General features: G+C 71.9%; 11 protein-coding genes. 9 read left to right on the top strand and 2 right to left on the bottom strand.

Annotated features, from left to right (window positions below; all coding sequences use genetic code 11):
* Nucleotides 1-217 precede the first annotated feature (217 nt).
* The 3 genes from lepA to hemW all read left to right on the top strand — a co-directional run bounded on the left by lepA (nucleotide 218) and on the right by hemW (nucleotide 5,571).
* A complete protein-coding gene (gene lepA, locus AW27_RS22340; RefSeq protein WP_037923804.1) occupies nucleotides 218-2,083 on the top strand; it encodes a translation elongation factor 4 in 1,866 nt (621 codons plus the stop codon).
* A 234-nt stretch (nucleotides 2,084-2,317) separates the two neighbouring features.
* The gene (locus tag AW27_RS22345) at nucleotides 2,318-4,210 is read left to right on the top strand and encodes an AMP-dependent synthetase/ligase (RefSeq protein ID WP_037923807.1); all 1,893 of its coding nucleotides are present in this window, start codon (nucleotides 2,318-2,320) and stop codon (nucleotides 4,208-4,210) included.
* A gap of 128 nt (nucleotides 4,211-4,338) precedes the next feature.
* On the top strand, nucleotides 4,339-5,571 hold the full coding sequence (gene hemW / locus AW27_RS22350) for a radical SAM family heme chaperone HemW (RefSeq protein WP_037923809.1): 1,233 nt from the start codon (nucleotides 4,339-4,341) through the stop codon (nucleotides 5,569-5,571).
* A gap of 227 nt (nucleotides 5,572-5,798) precedes the next feature.
* Here hemW and AW27_RS22355 read toward each other — a convergent pair whose 3' ends face one another.
* Nucleotides 5,799-6,614 (bottom strand): DUF3097 domain-containing protein, encoded by an 816-nt coding sequence (locus AW27_RS22355; protein WP_037923811.1) that lies wholly within the window; start codon nucleotides 6,612-6,614, stop codon nucleotides 5,799-5,801.
* A gap of 34 nt (nucleotides 6,615-6,648) precedes the next feature.
* On the bottom strand, nucleotides 6,649-7,368 hold the full coding sequence (locus AW27_RS22360; RefSeq protein ID WP_037923813.1) for an MBL fold metallo-hydrolase: 720 nt from the start codon (nucleotides 7,366-7,368) through the stop codon (nucleotides 6,649-6,651).
* Between the two features lie 143 nt (nucleotides 7,369-7,511).
* Here AW27_RS22360 and hrcA point away from each other — a divergent pair, with 143 nt between their 5' ends.
* The 6 genes from hrcA (at nucleotide 7,512) to AW27_RS22390 (ending at nucleotide 13,035) form a co-directional block, all read left to right on the top strand.
* Nucleotides 7,512-8,528: a heat-inducible transcriptional repressor HrcA gene (hrcA, locus tag AW27_RS22365; protein WP_037923815.1), complete on the top strand. Its 1,017-nt coding sequence runs from the start codon at nucleotides 7,512-7,514 to the stop codon at nucleotides 8,526-8,528.
* Nucleotides 8,529-9,665 (top strand): molecular chaperone DnaJ, encoded by a 1,137-nt coding sequence (dnaJ, locus tag AW27_RS22370; RefSeq protein ID WP_037923817.1) that lies wholly within the window; start codon nucleotides 8,529-8,531, stop codon nucleotides 9,663-9,665. It abuts the gene before it with no gap.
* 157 nt (nucleotides 9,666-9,822) lie between these two features.
* A complete protein-coding gene (locus AW27_RS22375; protein WP_037923819.1) occupies nucleotides 9,823-10,914 on the top strand; it encodes a nitronate monooxygenase in 1,092 nt (363 codons plus the stop codon).
* Complete coding sequence (locus tag AW27_RS22380) at nucleotides 10,911-11,654, top strand: 16S rRNA (uracil(1498)-N(3))-methyltransferase (RefSeq protein WP_037923821.1); 744 nt, start codon at nucleotides 10,911-10,913, stop codon at nucleotides 11,652-11,654. Before AW27_RS22375 ends, AW27_RS22380 begins: the two co-directional genes overlap by 4 nt.
* Nucleotides 11,655-11,766: 112 nt before the next feature.
* The gene (locus tag AW27_RS22385) at nucleotides 11,767-12,126 is read left to right on the top strand and encodes a histidine triad nucleotide-binding protein (protein ID WP_037923825.1); all 360 of its coding nucleotides are present in this window, start codon (nucleotides 11,767-11,769) and stop codon (nucleotides 12,124-12,126) included.
* 3 nt (nucleotides 12,127-12,129) lie between these two features.
* The gene (locus tag AW27_RS22390; protein ID WP_037923828.1) at nucleotides 12,130-13,035 is read left to right on the top strand and encodes a ribonuclease Z; all 906 of its coding nucleotides are present in this window, start codon (nucleotides 12,130-12,132) and stop codon (nucleotides 13,033-13,035) included.
* Nucleotides 13,036-13,066 lie beyond the last annotated feature (31 nt).

Below are 13,066 nucleotides of genomic sequence, written 5' to 3' on the forward strand. Positions count from 1 at the left end.
AGGGTCCCCCTGGTGAGAGGGCATGCGAGACACAGCTGCCCAGGCTACCAGGCACGCTCCCGGCGGCCCAAACCGAGCGCACTGCCCCGTCCATGGGACCATGGGAGCCTGCGTATGGACCGACATCGTGCCGCCGAGAGCGACCGGAGCCGGGCCGTCCGCTGCGACCGACGCTCCGAAGACGCTTCCGACTGCGACCCGAGAATCAGGACACTGCGTGCCCGCGATCCCCAGCCACGTGCCCGAGCCGAGCCGTACCGACCCGGCGCTGATCCGCAATTTCTGCATCATCGCGCACATCGACCACGGCAAGTCGACCCTTGCCGACCGGATGCTCCAGCTCACCGGTGTCGTCGATCAGCGGCAGATGCGCGCCCAGTACCTCGACCGCATGGACATCGAGCGTGAGCGCGGCATCACGATCAAGTCCCAGGCGGTGCGACTGCCCTGGGCGCCCACCACGGGCGAGGGTCAGGGCAGCACCCACATCCTCAACATGATCGACACCCCTGGGCACGTCGACTTCACCTACGAGGTCTCGCGCTCGCTCGCCGCGTGCGAGGGCACGATCCTGCTGGTGGACGCCGCCCAGGGCATCGAGGCGCAGACCCTCGCCAATCTGTACCTGGCGATGGAGAACGACCTCGCGATCGTCCCGGTCCTCAACAAGATCGACCTGCCGGCCGCCCAGCCGGAGAAGTTCGCCGAGGAGCTCGCGAACCTGGTCGGCTGTGACCCCGACGACGTGCTGCGCGTCTCGGCCAAGACCGGTATGGGCGTCGACGCCCTGCTGGACAAGGTCGTCGCCACCGTCCCGGCCCCGGTCGGCGTCAAGGACGCCCCCGCCCGCGCGATGATCTTCGACTCGGTCTACGACTCGTACCGCGGCGTCGTGACGTACGTCCGTGTGGTCGACGGCCAGCTCAACAAGCGCGAGCGCATCAAGATGATGTCCACCGGCGCCACCCACGAACTGCTGGAGATCGGTGTCTCCTCCCCGGAGATGACCCCGGCCGACGGCATCGGCGTCGGCGAGGTGGGCTACATCATCACCGGCGTGAAGGATGTCCGCCAGTCCAAGGTCGGTGACACCATCACCAGCCTGAACAACGGCGCGACCGAAGCCCTCGGCGGCTACAAGGACCCGAAGCCGATGGTCTTCTCGGGCCTCTACCCGCTGGACGGCTCCGACTACCCCGACCTGCGCGAGGCCCTGGACAAGCTCCAGCTCAACGACGCCGCGCTGGTCTACGAGCCCGAGACCTCGGCGGCGCTGGGCTTCGGCTTCCGCGTCGGCTTCCTCGGCCTGCTCCACCTGGACGTGGTCCGCGAGCGCCTGGAGCGCGAGTTCGGTCTCGACCTGATCGCCACCGCGCCCAACGTGGTCTACCGGGTGGTCCTGGAGGACGGCAAGGAAGTCACCGTCACCAACCCGAGCGAGTTCCCCGAAGGCAAGATCAAGGACGTCTTCGAGCCGGTCGTCCGGGCCACCGTGCTCGCCCCGACCGAGTTCATCGGCGCGATCATGGAGCTGTGCCAGCAGCGCCGCGGCACCCTCCTCGGCATGGACTACCTCTCCGAGGACCGCGTCGAGATCCGCTACACCCTCCCGCTCGCCGAGATCGTCTTCGACTTCTTCGACCAGCTGAAGTCCAAGACGCGCGGCTACGCCTCCCTCGACTACGAGCCCACCGGCGAGCAGGCCTCCAGCCTGGTCAAGGTCGACATCCTGCTGCACGGCGACAAGGTCGACGCCTTCTCCGCCGTCTGCCACAAGGACGCCGCCTACGCCTATGGCGTGCGCCTCGTCGCCAAGCTGCGCGAGCTGATCCCGCGGCAGGCCTTCGAGGTGCCGGTCCAGGCCGCGATCGGCTCCCGCGTCATCGCCCGCGAGACCATCCGCGCCATCCGCAAGGACGTCCTCGCCAAGTGCTACGGCGGTGACATCTCCCGCAAGCGGAAGCTGCTGGAGAAGCAGAAGGAAGGCAAGAAGCGCATGAAGATGGTCGGCTCCGTGGAGGTCCCGCAGGAGGCCTTCATCGCCGTCCTCTCCAGTGACGAGTCCGGCGGCAAGAAGAAGTAGCCGTCCCTCCGTCACCCGGCGTACACAGGCCCCCGCGCATCGGCGCAGGGGCCTGTTTCGTTATGAACCGGCCGCTCACTGGCTCTTACGCGCACGCCGGAGGCGCTCTAGGCTGATCACTGCTCAACGGTTACTCGTCAGTTTAAAAAGTCAGCGGCTGCAAACCCGCCAGTCCCAAGCGCACCCAGCGCCCCACGCCCACGCTCTGCCGCGTGGACCGGTCCGGAGGATGTCGTGAGCGACACACAGACCTATCTCGAGAACCGCCCGCCCACCGTGGCGGTGCTCTTCCGTGAGCGCGTCGCCGCGACGCCGAACGACGAGGCCTACCGGTATCCGGTGCCGGCGGCCGGCGGCCAGGGCGCACCGGACGACTGGAAGTCCCTGAGCTGGAGTCAGGCCGCCGACCGGGTCTTCGCCATCGCGGCCGGGCTGATCTCCCTCGGCCTCGAAACGGAACAGCGTGTGGCGCTCGCCTCCAACACCCGGGTCGAGTGGATCCTCTCCGACCTCGGTGTGATGTGCGCCGGCGGCGCGGTCACCACGATCTACCCCAGCACCAACGCGGACGAGTCGGCGTTCATCCTCGCGGACTCCGAGAGCCGGGTGCTCATCGCCGAGGACGCGAAGCAGTTGGCGAAGGCGCGCGAGCGCCGCGCCGACCTGCCGGGCCTGCGCCACGTCGTGGTCCTCGACGCCGACGACGCGGTCGCCGTCGAGGGTGACCCGGAGGGCTGGGTGCTCTCGCTGGCCGAGCTGGAGGAGAGAGGCAAGGAGCACCTCGCCAAGCACCCCGGGGCCGTCGACGAGCGCATCGCGTCCATCACCTCCGACCAGCTCGCCACCCTCATCTACACCTCCGGCACCACCGGCCGCCCCAAGGGCGTGCGCCTGCTGCACGACAACTGGTCGTACCTCGCCAAGGCCATGGTCGCCACCGGCCTGATCGGCAAGGAGGACGTCCAGTACCTCTGGCTGCCGCTGGCCCACGTCTTCGGCAAGGTGCTGACCTCCGGCCAGATCGAGGCCGGTCACGTGACGGCCGTCGACGGCCGCATCGACAAGATCATCGAGAATCTGCCGGTCGTGCAGCCCACCTACATGGCCGCCGTCCCGCGCATCTTCGAGAAGGTCTACAACGGCGTGGCCGCCAAGGCCCGGGCCGCCGGCGGCGCCAAGTACAAGATCTTCCAGTGGTCCGCCGGCGTCGCCCGCGAGTACGCCAGGGTCACGCAGGACAACTACCGCCGCACCGGGCGGGCGACCGCCCCCCTCGGCCTCACCACCAAGCACAAGATCGCCGACGCGCTCGTCTACTCCAAGCTCCGCGACGCCTTCGGCGGGAAGCTGCGCGCCGCCGTGTCCGGCGCCTCGGCCCTGGCTCCCGACATCGGCTTCTTCTTCTCCGGCGCGGGCATCCACATCCTGGAGGGCTACGGCCTGACGGAGTCCAGCGCGGCCTCCTTCGTCAACCCCGGCGAGGCGTACCGCACCGGCACGGTCGGCAAGCCGCTCCCCGGCACCGAGGTCCGCATCGCCGACGACGGCGAGGTCCTGCTGCGCGGCCCCGGCATCATGGAGGGCTACCACGGGCAGCCGGACAAGACCGACGAGGTCCTGGAGTCCGACGGCTGGCTGCACACCGGCGACATCGGCGAGCTGTCGCCCGACGGCTACCTGCGCATCACCGACCGCAAGAAGGACCTGATCAAGACCTCGGGCGGCAAGTACGTCGCCCCGGCCGAGATCGAGGGCCAGTTCAAGGCGATCTGCCCGTACGTGTCGACCATCGTCGTGCACGGCGCCGACCGGAACTTCTGCTCGGCGCTGATCGCCCTCGACGAGCCGTCGATCCTCGGCTGGGCGGCCGAGAACGGGCTGGAGGGCCGCACGTACCAGGAGGTCCTGGCGGCGCCGGAGACCGACCGGCTGATCGAGACCTACGTCCAGACCCTGAACGAGGGCCTCCAGCGGTGGCAGACGGTCAAGAAGTTCCGGATCCTGCCGCGCGACCTCGACGTCGAGCACGGCGACCTCACGCCCAGCCTGAAGCTCAAGCGGCCGGTGGTCGAGCGTGAGTTCAAGCACCTGATCGAAGAGATGTACGAGGGAGCCCGCGAGGTCTGACGCCCGCTGCGGGCCCGGCGGTGCGGGGCGTCGGCCCGCACCCCGCGCCCCGCCCCCACGGCCGCCGGTGCGCCGGCGGCCGGAGGCGGGCGGGCAGGGCGGGCTGCCGGGTGCGGGATGATGGGGGTATGCCTTCCGCACTCCCCGACGGTGAACCCATGCCCGAAGACGGCTCGCTGCCGTCGCACGCCCTGGCGGGCGCGGGGGAGCGGCCGCTCGGGTTCTACCTGCACGTCCCGTACTGCGCCACACGCTGCGGGTACTGCGACTTCAACACCTACACGGCGACCGAGCTACGGGGCACGGGAGGCGTGCTCGCCTCCCGCGAGAACTACGCCGCCACCCTGATCGACGAGGTCCGGCTCGCACGGAAGGTGCTCGGCGACGACCCGAGGTCCGTCCGCACCGTCTTCGTCGGCGGCGGCACGCCGACGCTGCTGCCCGCCGGGGACCTCGTACAGATGCTCGCGGCGATCCGGGACGAGTTCGGCCTGGCCGACGACGCCGAGATCACCACGGAGGCCAATCCGGAGTCCGTGGACCCGGCCTACCTGGCGGAGCTGCGGGCCGGCGGCTTCAACCGGATCTCGTTCGGCATGCAGAGCGCCAAGCAGCACGTCCTGAAGGTCCTGGACCGCACCCACACACCCGGGCGCCCCGAGGCGTGCGTGGCGGAGGCCCGCGCGGCGGGCTTCGAGCACGTCAACCTCGACCTGATCTACGGCACCCCGGGCGAGACGGACCAGGACTGGCGCGACTCCCTCGCCGCCGCCCTCGGGGCCGGCCCGGACCACGTCAGTGCCTACGCGCTGATCGTCGAGGAGGGCACCCAGCTGGCCCGCCGGATCCGCCGCGGTGAGGTCCCCATGACGGACGACGACGTCCACGCCGACCGCTACCTGATCGCCGACGAGGTCATGGCCCAGGCGGGGTACTCCTGGTACGAGGTGTCGAACTGGGCCACCTCGGACGCCGGGCGCTGCCTGCACAACGAGCTGTACTGGCGCGGCGCCGACTGGTGGGGCGCCGGACCGGGGGCGCACTCGCATGTGGGCGGGGTGCGCTGGTGGAACGTCAAGCACCCCGGTGCCTACGCCGCCGCCCTCGCCGAGGGGCGCTCCCCGGGGGCGGGGCGCGAGCTGCTCTCGGCGGAGGACCGCCGCGTGGAGCGGATCCTGCTGGAGCTGCGCCTCGTGGACGGCGTCCCGCTGTCCCTGCTCGCCCCGGCCGGTCTGGCCGCTTCCCGCAAGGCCCTCGCCGACGAGCTGCTGGAGCCGGGCCCCTACGAGGCCGGGCGGGCTGTGCTGACCCTGCGTGGGCGGCTGCTGGCCGATGCGGTGGTGCGGGACCTGGTGGACTGATCACCCGCCGGGGTGAAGACCACCGGATCCTCGTTCGGACTGCCGACGCCGTCCCCGGGCCGCCGCCGACCCGTCGTCGCGCAGTGCGTCCCGCTGACGATCCCGGCCGGTCGGGGTAACGACGCCGTTCACCGCTCCCGGCGGGTCTCGGAGTGCGGCGAGCCGCTGCCGCCGGAACTGCTCGCCATCGAGCTGGACACGAGCGACTTCGGAAACCTTCGACGGCGTCAGGCCCCGCCGTCACCCGTGACGAAGTCGATGAGCTCCTCCACGCGGCCCAGCAGGGTCGGCTCCAGGTCCTTGTAGGAGCCCACCCGGGACAGGATGTGCTGCCAGGCGGCCCCGGTGTTCTCCGGCCAGCCCAGGGCGCGGCAGACGCCCGTCTTCCAGTCCTGGCCGCGCGGGACCACCGGCCATGCGGCGATGCCCAGCGCGGAGGGCTTCACGGCCTGCCAGACGTCCACGTACGGATGGCCGACCACCAGCACGTCGGGCGAGGTGGCGGCGACCGCGGCGGCGATACGGGACTCCTTCGAGCCCGGCACCAGGTGGTCCACCAGCACCCCCAGCCGGGCGTCCGGCGCCGGACCGAACTCCGCGACCACCGCGGGGAGGTCGTCGACGCCCTCCAGGTATTCGACCACGACGCCCTCGATGCGCAGGTCGTCGCCCCAGACCCGCTCCACCAGCTCGGCGTCGTGGCGGCCCTCCACGTAGATCCGGCCCGCTCGGGCCACCCGCGCCCGCGCGCCGGGGACGGCGATCGACCCCGATGCCGTCCGGGCCGGCGCCGACGGGCCCCGCGACGGGCGGACCAGGGTGACCACCGCGCCGTCCAGCAGGAAGGCCCGCGGCTCCATGGGGAACACCCGGCGCTTGCCGAACCGGTCCTCCAGGGTCACCGTCCCCGCCTCGCAGGCCACCACCGCGCCGCAGAAGTCCGTACCCGCCACCTCGACGACCAGGTCCGGGTCCGCGGCGACCTCCGGGACGGCCTTGGGGCGCTTCCACTGCGGGGTCAGGTCGGGGGAGTACTCGCGCATCCGGTCGACACTAGGAGAGCGGTGGCCCTCCCCGCTACGACACGCCGGAACGGGCCGCCAGTGTGGCGCGTTGCGCACGCACGAACCGCGCGTCGACCACTGCTCCGTGACCGGGTACGTACAGTGCGTCCTCGCCGCCCAGCGCCAGGAGCCGGTCCAGTGCCGCGGGCCACTGCCGCGGCACGGCGTCCGGGCCGGCCACCGGCTCGCCCGATTCCTCGACCAGGTCCCCGCAGAACACGGTCTCGCGGTCACCCGCGACGAAGACGGCCAGGTCGTGTCCGGTGTGCCCGGGCCCCACGTTGGCCAGCAGCACCTGCACCCCGCCCAGGTCCAGGGTCCACTCGCCCGACACCTGGTGGTCGGGCAGCACCAGGCGGTCCACCGCCTCGCTCGCCTCCGCCTGCGCGAGCCCGTGCCGCACCGCGTCCCGGCGCAGCTCCTCGCGGCCCGTGGCGAGCAGCGCGGCCAGCCCGACCGCGCCGAAGACCTGGGCCCCGGGGAAGGCGGACGCGCCCAGGACGTGATCGAAATGACCGTGCGTGAATGCGATATGGGTCACGCTCCGGCCCGTCAGCCGCTCGGCCTCGGCCCGCACCTCGGTGCCCTCGCGCACGCACGATCCGGGGTCGACGAGGAGGACGGACCCGTCCCCCACCACCAGTCCCACCGTGCAGTCCCACACCGGCAGACGCCGCCGGCCGGTCCTTGCGGTGAGCCGTTCCCAGCCCGCCTCTTCCCAATGCACGTCCATGCCGCGACGCTACCCTGGCGGGCCTCCCTTGCCACGGTCTCACCACCCGGCCGTACACTGAGCGGGGGATCTCTGGCACTCGAACGCACAGAGTGCCAACGAACGGCAGAACACGGCAACGGATCAGGCTGGAGGTGTGCGCGATGCTCAGCGAACGCAGACTCGAAGTGCTGCGCGCCATCGTCCAGGACTACGTCGGGACGGAGGAGCCGGTCGGCTCCAAGGCGCTCACCGAGCGGCACCGGCTCGGCGTCTCGCCCGCCACCGTGCGCAACGACATGGCGGTGCTGGAGGAAGAGGGCTACATCGCCCAGCCCCACACCAGCGCCGGCCGGATCCCCACCGACAAGGGCTACCGCCTCTTCGTCGACAAGCTCGCGGGGGTCAAGCCGCTGTCGACGCCCGAGCGCCGCGCCATCCAGAACTTCCTCGACGGGGCCGTCGACCTCGACGACGTCGTCGGCCGTACGGTGCGTCTGCTCGCGCAGCTCACCCGTCAGGTCGCGGTCGTGCAGTACCCCAGCCTGACCCGGTCGACCGTCCGGCACGTGGAGCTGCTCTCGCTCGCCCCCGCGCGGCTGATGCTCGTACTGATCACGGACACCGGGCGCGTCGAGCAGCGGCTCGTCGACTGCCCGAGCCCTTTCGGCGAGGCCTCGCTGGCCGACCTGCGGGCCCGGCTCAACAGCCGGGTCGTCGGCCGGCGCTTCACCGATGTCCCCCCGCTCGTCCAGGACCTCCCCGAGTCCTTCGAGGCCGAGGACCGGGGCACGGTGTCCACCGTGCTCTCGACGCTCCTCGAAACCCTGGTCGAGGAGGCGGAGGAGCGGCTGATGATCGGCGGTACCGCCAATCTCACCCGCTTCGGACACGATTTCCCCCTGACGATCAGGCCGGTGCTGGAGGCGCTGGAGGAGCAGGTCGTGCTCCTCAAGCTCCTCGGCGAGGCCAACGAGTCGGGAATGGCCGTAAGGATCGGGCACGAGAACGCCTACGAGGGGCTCAACTCCACGTCGGTCGTCTCGGTCGGTTACGGTTCGGGCGGCGAAACCGTCGCCAAACTCGGCGTGGTCGGACCGACCCGCATGGACTACCCCGGAACGATGGGAGCGGTACGCGCAGTGGCACGTTACGTCGGACAGATCCTGGCGGAGTCGTAAGTGGCCACGGACTACTACGCCGTTCTCGGCGTGCGCCGCGACGCATCGCAGGACGAGATCAAGAAGGCCTTCCGGCGCCTCGCGCGTGAACTCCACCCGGATGTGAATCCGGACCCGAAGACGCAGGAGCGCTTCAAGGAGATCAACGCGGCCTACGAGGTGCTGTCGGACCCGCAGAAGAAGCAGGTCTACGACCTCGGCGGCGACCCGCTGTCCTCCTCGGGCGGCGGCGGGGCCGGCGGATTCGGGGCGGGCGGCTTCGGCAACTTCTCCGACATCATGGACGCCTTCTTCGGCCAGGCCTCGCAGCGCGGACCGCGCTCGCGGACCCGGCGCGGCCAGGACGCCATGATCCGCCTCGACCTGGAGCTGGACGAGGCGGCCTTCGGGACGACCAAGGACATCCAGGTCGACACGGCCGTCGTCTGCACCACCTGCTCCGGTGAGGGCGCGGCCCCCGGGACCTCGGCGCAGACCTGCGACATGTGCCGTGGACGCGGTGAGGTCTCCCAGGTCACCCGGTCCTTCCTGGGCCAGGTCATGACCTCGCGCCCCTGCCCCCAGTGCCAGGGCTTCGGCACCGTCGTCCCGACCCCGTGCCACGAGTGCGCGGGCGACGGCCGGATCCGCTCCCGCCGCAGCCTCACGGTCAAGATCCCGGCCGGTGTGGAGAACGGCACCCGGATCCAGCTCGCGGGCGAGGGCGAGGTCGGCCCCGGCGGCGGCCCCGCCGGCGACCTGTACGTGGAGATCCACGAACTGGCGCACCCGACCTTCCAGCGGCGCGGGGACGACCTGCACTGCACCGTCACCATCCCGATGACGGCGGCCGCGCTCGGCACCAAATGTCCGCTGGAGACGTTGGACGGCCTGGAGGAGATCGACATCCGGCCCGGCACCGGGTCCGGCCAGGCGATCCCGCTGCACGGGCGCGGCGTCACCCACCTGCGCGGCGGCGGGCGCGGAGACCTGATCGTCCACGTCGAGGTCACCACCCCGACCAAGCTGGACGCCCAGCAGGAGGAACTGCTGCGCCAGCTGGCGAAGCTGCGCGGTGAGGAGCGGCCCATGGGCCAGTTCGCGCCGGGCCAGCAGGGCCTCTTCAGCCGTCTGAAGGATGCTTTCAACGGTCGCTGACCGCACGGCGGACGCCGCTTTCGAGCCCGGTCCGGGGACACCCCGGGCCGGGCTCTTCGCGTGCCCGCGAGGCCGGCCGTCCGCCCGCCGGGAACGGGACTATGCCAGGCGAATGCGGTGATTCGGCGCCCTGGGCGGGACGTGGCACGATGCAGCCATGTCCACCGCCGCGAACGGTCTCTCCCTCCATCCGATCGTGCAGGCTCCCATGGCCGGCGGCGCTTCCTGCCCGCCGCTCGTCGCCGCCGTGTGCGAGGCGGGCGCGCTGGGTTTCCTGGCCGGCGGCTACAAGACCGCCGACGGGATGTACCAGGAGATCAAGCAGGTGCGGGCGCTCACCCGGCACCGCTTCGGCGTCAACCTCTTCATGCCGCAGACCGGGTACGTCGACCCGGCCGCGGTGGAGGCGTACCGCGGGCAGCTGGCCGGCGAGGCCAGCTGGTACGAGATCTCGCTCGCCGAGGAGGACGTCATCGGCACCAGCGACGACGGCTACGACGCCAAGCTCGCCATCCTGCTGGAGGACCCGGTCCCGGTCGTGTCGTTCACCTTCGGCTGTCCCGCCCCCGAGGTCCTCGCCGCCCTGCGCAAGGCCGGGACCCACACCATCGTCACGGCGACCTCCGCGGAGGAGGCCCGCAGCGCCCAGCGGGCGGGCGCCGACGCCGTGTGCGTGCAGGGCGTCGAGGCGGGCGGCCACCAGGGCACCCACCGGGACGACCCGCAGATGGACGGCACGGCGGCGGTCGGACTGCTGGCGCTGGTGGCGCAGGTACGGGAGGCGGTCGCCCTGCCGATCGTCGCCGCGGGCGGGGTCATGCGCGGCGCGCAGATCGCCGCCCTGCTGGCGGCCGGCGCGGCGGCGGCGCAGCTCGGGACGGCCTTCCTGGCGTGTCCGGAGTCGGGCGCCGACCCCGTGCACAAGAAGGCGCTGACCGACCCGCTCTTCGTCCGGACGGAGCTGACCCGGGCCTTCTCCGGGAGGCCGGCGCGGGGGCTGGTCAACCGTTTCGTGCGGGAGCACGGCCCCTACGCCCCGGCCGCCTACCCCCAGGTCCACCACCTGACCTCGGGGCTGCGCAAGGCGGCCGCGGCGGCCGGCGACCCGCAGGGCATGGCCCTGTGGGCGGGCCAGGGGCACCGGCTCGCGCGGGCGCTGCCGGCGGCGCAGCTGGTGGAGGTACTGGCAGCCGAACTGGCGCAGGCACAGGCGATGTTGAAGGAAATGAAGATGAGGAGTGCGTCATGACGGCCCCGGTGTTCGTGGTCGAAGAGGTCCCCGCGGGGGCGGAGTTCGTCCTGGACGGCCCGGAGGGCCGGCACGCGGTGTCCGTGAAGCGGCTGAACCCGGGTGAGCAGGTGGTCCTGACGGACGGCCGCGGCGGCTGGGCGGAGGCGGTGGTCGAGGCGGCCGAGGGCAAGGACCGACTCGTCGTGGCGGTCGCCGCCGCCGGGCGGGAGGAGGAGCCCGCGCTCCGCATCACCGTGGTCCAGGCCCTGCCCAAGGGGGACCGGGGCGAGCTGGCCGTCGAGACCATGACCGAGACCGGCGTGGACGCGATCGTGCCCTGGCAGGCCTCGCGCTGCATCACGCAGTGGCGTGGCGACCGCGGGGCCAAGTCCCTCGCCAAGTGGCGGGCCACGGCCCGCGAGGCGGGCAAGCAGTCCCGCCGGGTCCGCTTCCCGGAGGTGGCCGAGGCCCTGTCCACGAAGCAGGTCGCGGCGCTGCTGGCGGACGCCGATCTGGCGATGGTCCTGCACGAGGACCGCGACACCCCCTCGCAGGCCCTGGCCACGGCCGAGCTGCCCGTCACCGGCTCCGTCGTCCTGGTGGTCGGCCCGGAGGGCGGGGTCTCCCCGGAGGAGCTCGCGGTCTTCGCCGCGGCGGGGGCGCACCCCTACCGCCTGGGCCGTTCTGTCCTGCGGACCTCCACGGCCGGCACCGCGGCCGTGGCGGTCCTGCTGGCCCGGACCGGACGCTGGGCCTGATCAAACGCTGGGCCTGACGGGACGCTGGGCCTGACCGGCCGGAACGCACGCCCGCCGCCGGCCCCGGCTGGATACGATGCCCAAACCGATCAACGTCACGGGAGGGTGCGCAATGGCCGGGGAACCGCAGGCCGACTGCCTGTTCTGCAAGATCGTCGAGGGGTCCATCCCGGCGACCGTGGTCCGGGAGACCGAAACCACCGTCGCCTTCCGGGACATCAACCCGCAGGCGCCCACACACGTGCTCGTCATCCCCAAGGTGCACTACCCCGACGCCGCGTCGCTCGCGGCCGCCGAGCCGGGCGTCGCCGCCGACATACTGCGTGAGGCCGCACGGGTCGCCGCCGACGAGAAGATCGACGACCACGGCTACCGGATCGTCTTCAACACCGGCTCCGGGGCCGGCCAGACCGTATGGCACGCCCACGCGCACGTCCTGGGCGGCCGCGGCCTCCAGTGGCCCCCGGGATAGCGCGTGTCCGTCAGGGAGTTCGTGGTGCTGGGCACCGCCAGCCAGGTGCCCACCCGCCACCGCAACCACAACGGCTACCTGCTGCGCTGGGACGGCGAGGGCATCCTCTTCGACCCGGGCGAGGGCACGCAGCGGCAGATGCTGCGTGCCGGGGTGGCCGCGCACGACATCAACCGGATCTGCATCACCCATTTCCACGGTGACCACAGCCTCGGCCTCGCCGGGGTGATCCAGCGGATCAACCTCGACCAGGTCCCGCACCCGGTCGCCGCGCACTACCCGGCGTCGGGGCAGAAGTTCTTCGACCGGCTCCGGTACGCCACGGCCTACCGCGAGACCGTGCCGATCCGCGAGGAGCCGGTGGCCGCGGACGGAACCGTGGCGCACGGGGCCTCCTACGTCCTGGAGACCCGGCGGCTCTCGCACCCGGTGGAGTCCTTCGGCTACCGGATCACCGAGCCCGACGGGCGCCGGATGGTGCCCGAACTGCTCGCCCGGCACGGGATCAAGGGCCCCGACGTGGGCCGGATCCAGCGGGACGGGCACATCGGCGGCGTCACGTTGGAGGAGGTCAGCGAGCCCCGGCCCGGGCAGCGCTTCGCGTTCGTGATGGACACCCGGCTCTGCACCGGTGTGAGCGAGCTCGCCGAGGGCTGCGACATGCTGGTGATCGAGTCGACCTTCCTCGACGAGGACGAACGGCTGGCCACCGACCACGGGCACCTCACCGCCGGCCAGGCGGCGCGGGCGGCGCGGGACGCGGGTGTACGGCACCTCGTGCTGACGCACTTCTCGCAGCGCTACACCGACCCGGCCGCATTCGAGCGCCAGGCCCGGGCGGCGGGTTTCGAGGGCGAACTCACCGTGGCCGCGGACCTGACGCGGGTGCCTCTGCCGAAGCGGGGCTGACACGGGCGGCCCCGGGTGGCACGGTGCCCGG

The organism is Streptomyces sp. PCS3-D2, from assembly GCF_000612545.2.
Lineage (GTDB): Bacteria > Actinomycetota > Actinomycetes > Streptomycetales > Streptomycetaceae > Streptomyces.

Coding starts and splice junctions, on each gene's coding strand:
- hemW (WP_037923809.1), top strand. CDS start 4,339: ATGCCTTCCGCACTCCCCGACGGTGAACCCATGCCCGAAGACGGCTCG.
- AW27_RS22355 (WP_037923811.1), bottom strand. CDS start 6,614: ATGCGCGAGTACTCCCCCGACCTGACCCCGCAGTGGAAGCGCCCCAAG.
- AW27_RS22360 (WP_037923813.1), bottom strand. CDS start 7,368: ATGGACGTGCATTGGGAAGAGGCGGGCTGGGAACGGCTCACCGCAAGG.
- hrcA (WP_037923815.1), top strand. CDS start 7,512: ATGCTCAGCGAACGCAGACTCGAAGTGCTGCGCGCCATCGTCCAGGAC.
- AW27_RS22375 (WP_037923819.1), top strand. CDS start 9,823: ATGTCCACCGCCGCGAACGGTCTCTCCCTCCATCCGATCGTGCAGGCT.
- AW27_RS22380 (WP_037923821.1), top strand. CDS start 10,911: ATGACGGCCCCGGTGTTCGTGGTCGAAGAGGTCCCCGCGGGGGCGGAG.
- AW27_RS22385 (WP_037923825.1), top strand. CDS start 11,767: ATGGCCGGGGAACCGCAGGCCGACTGCCTGTTCTGCAAGATCGTCGAG.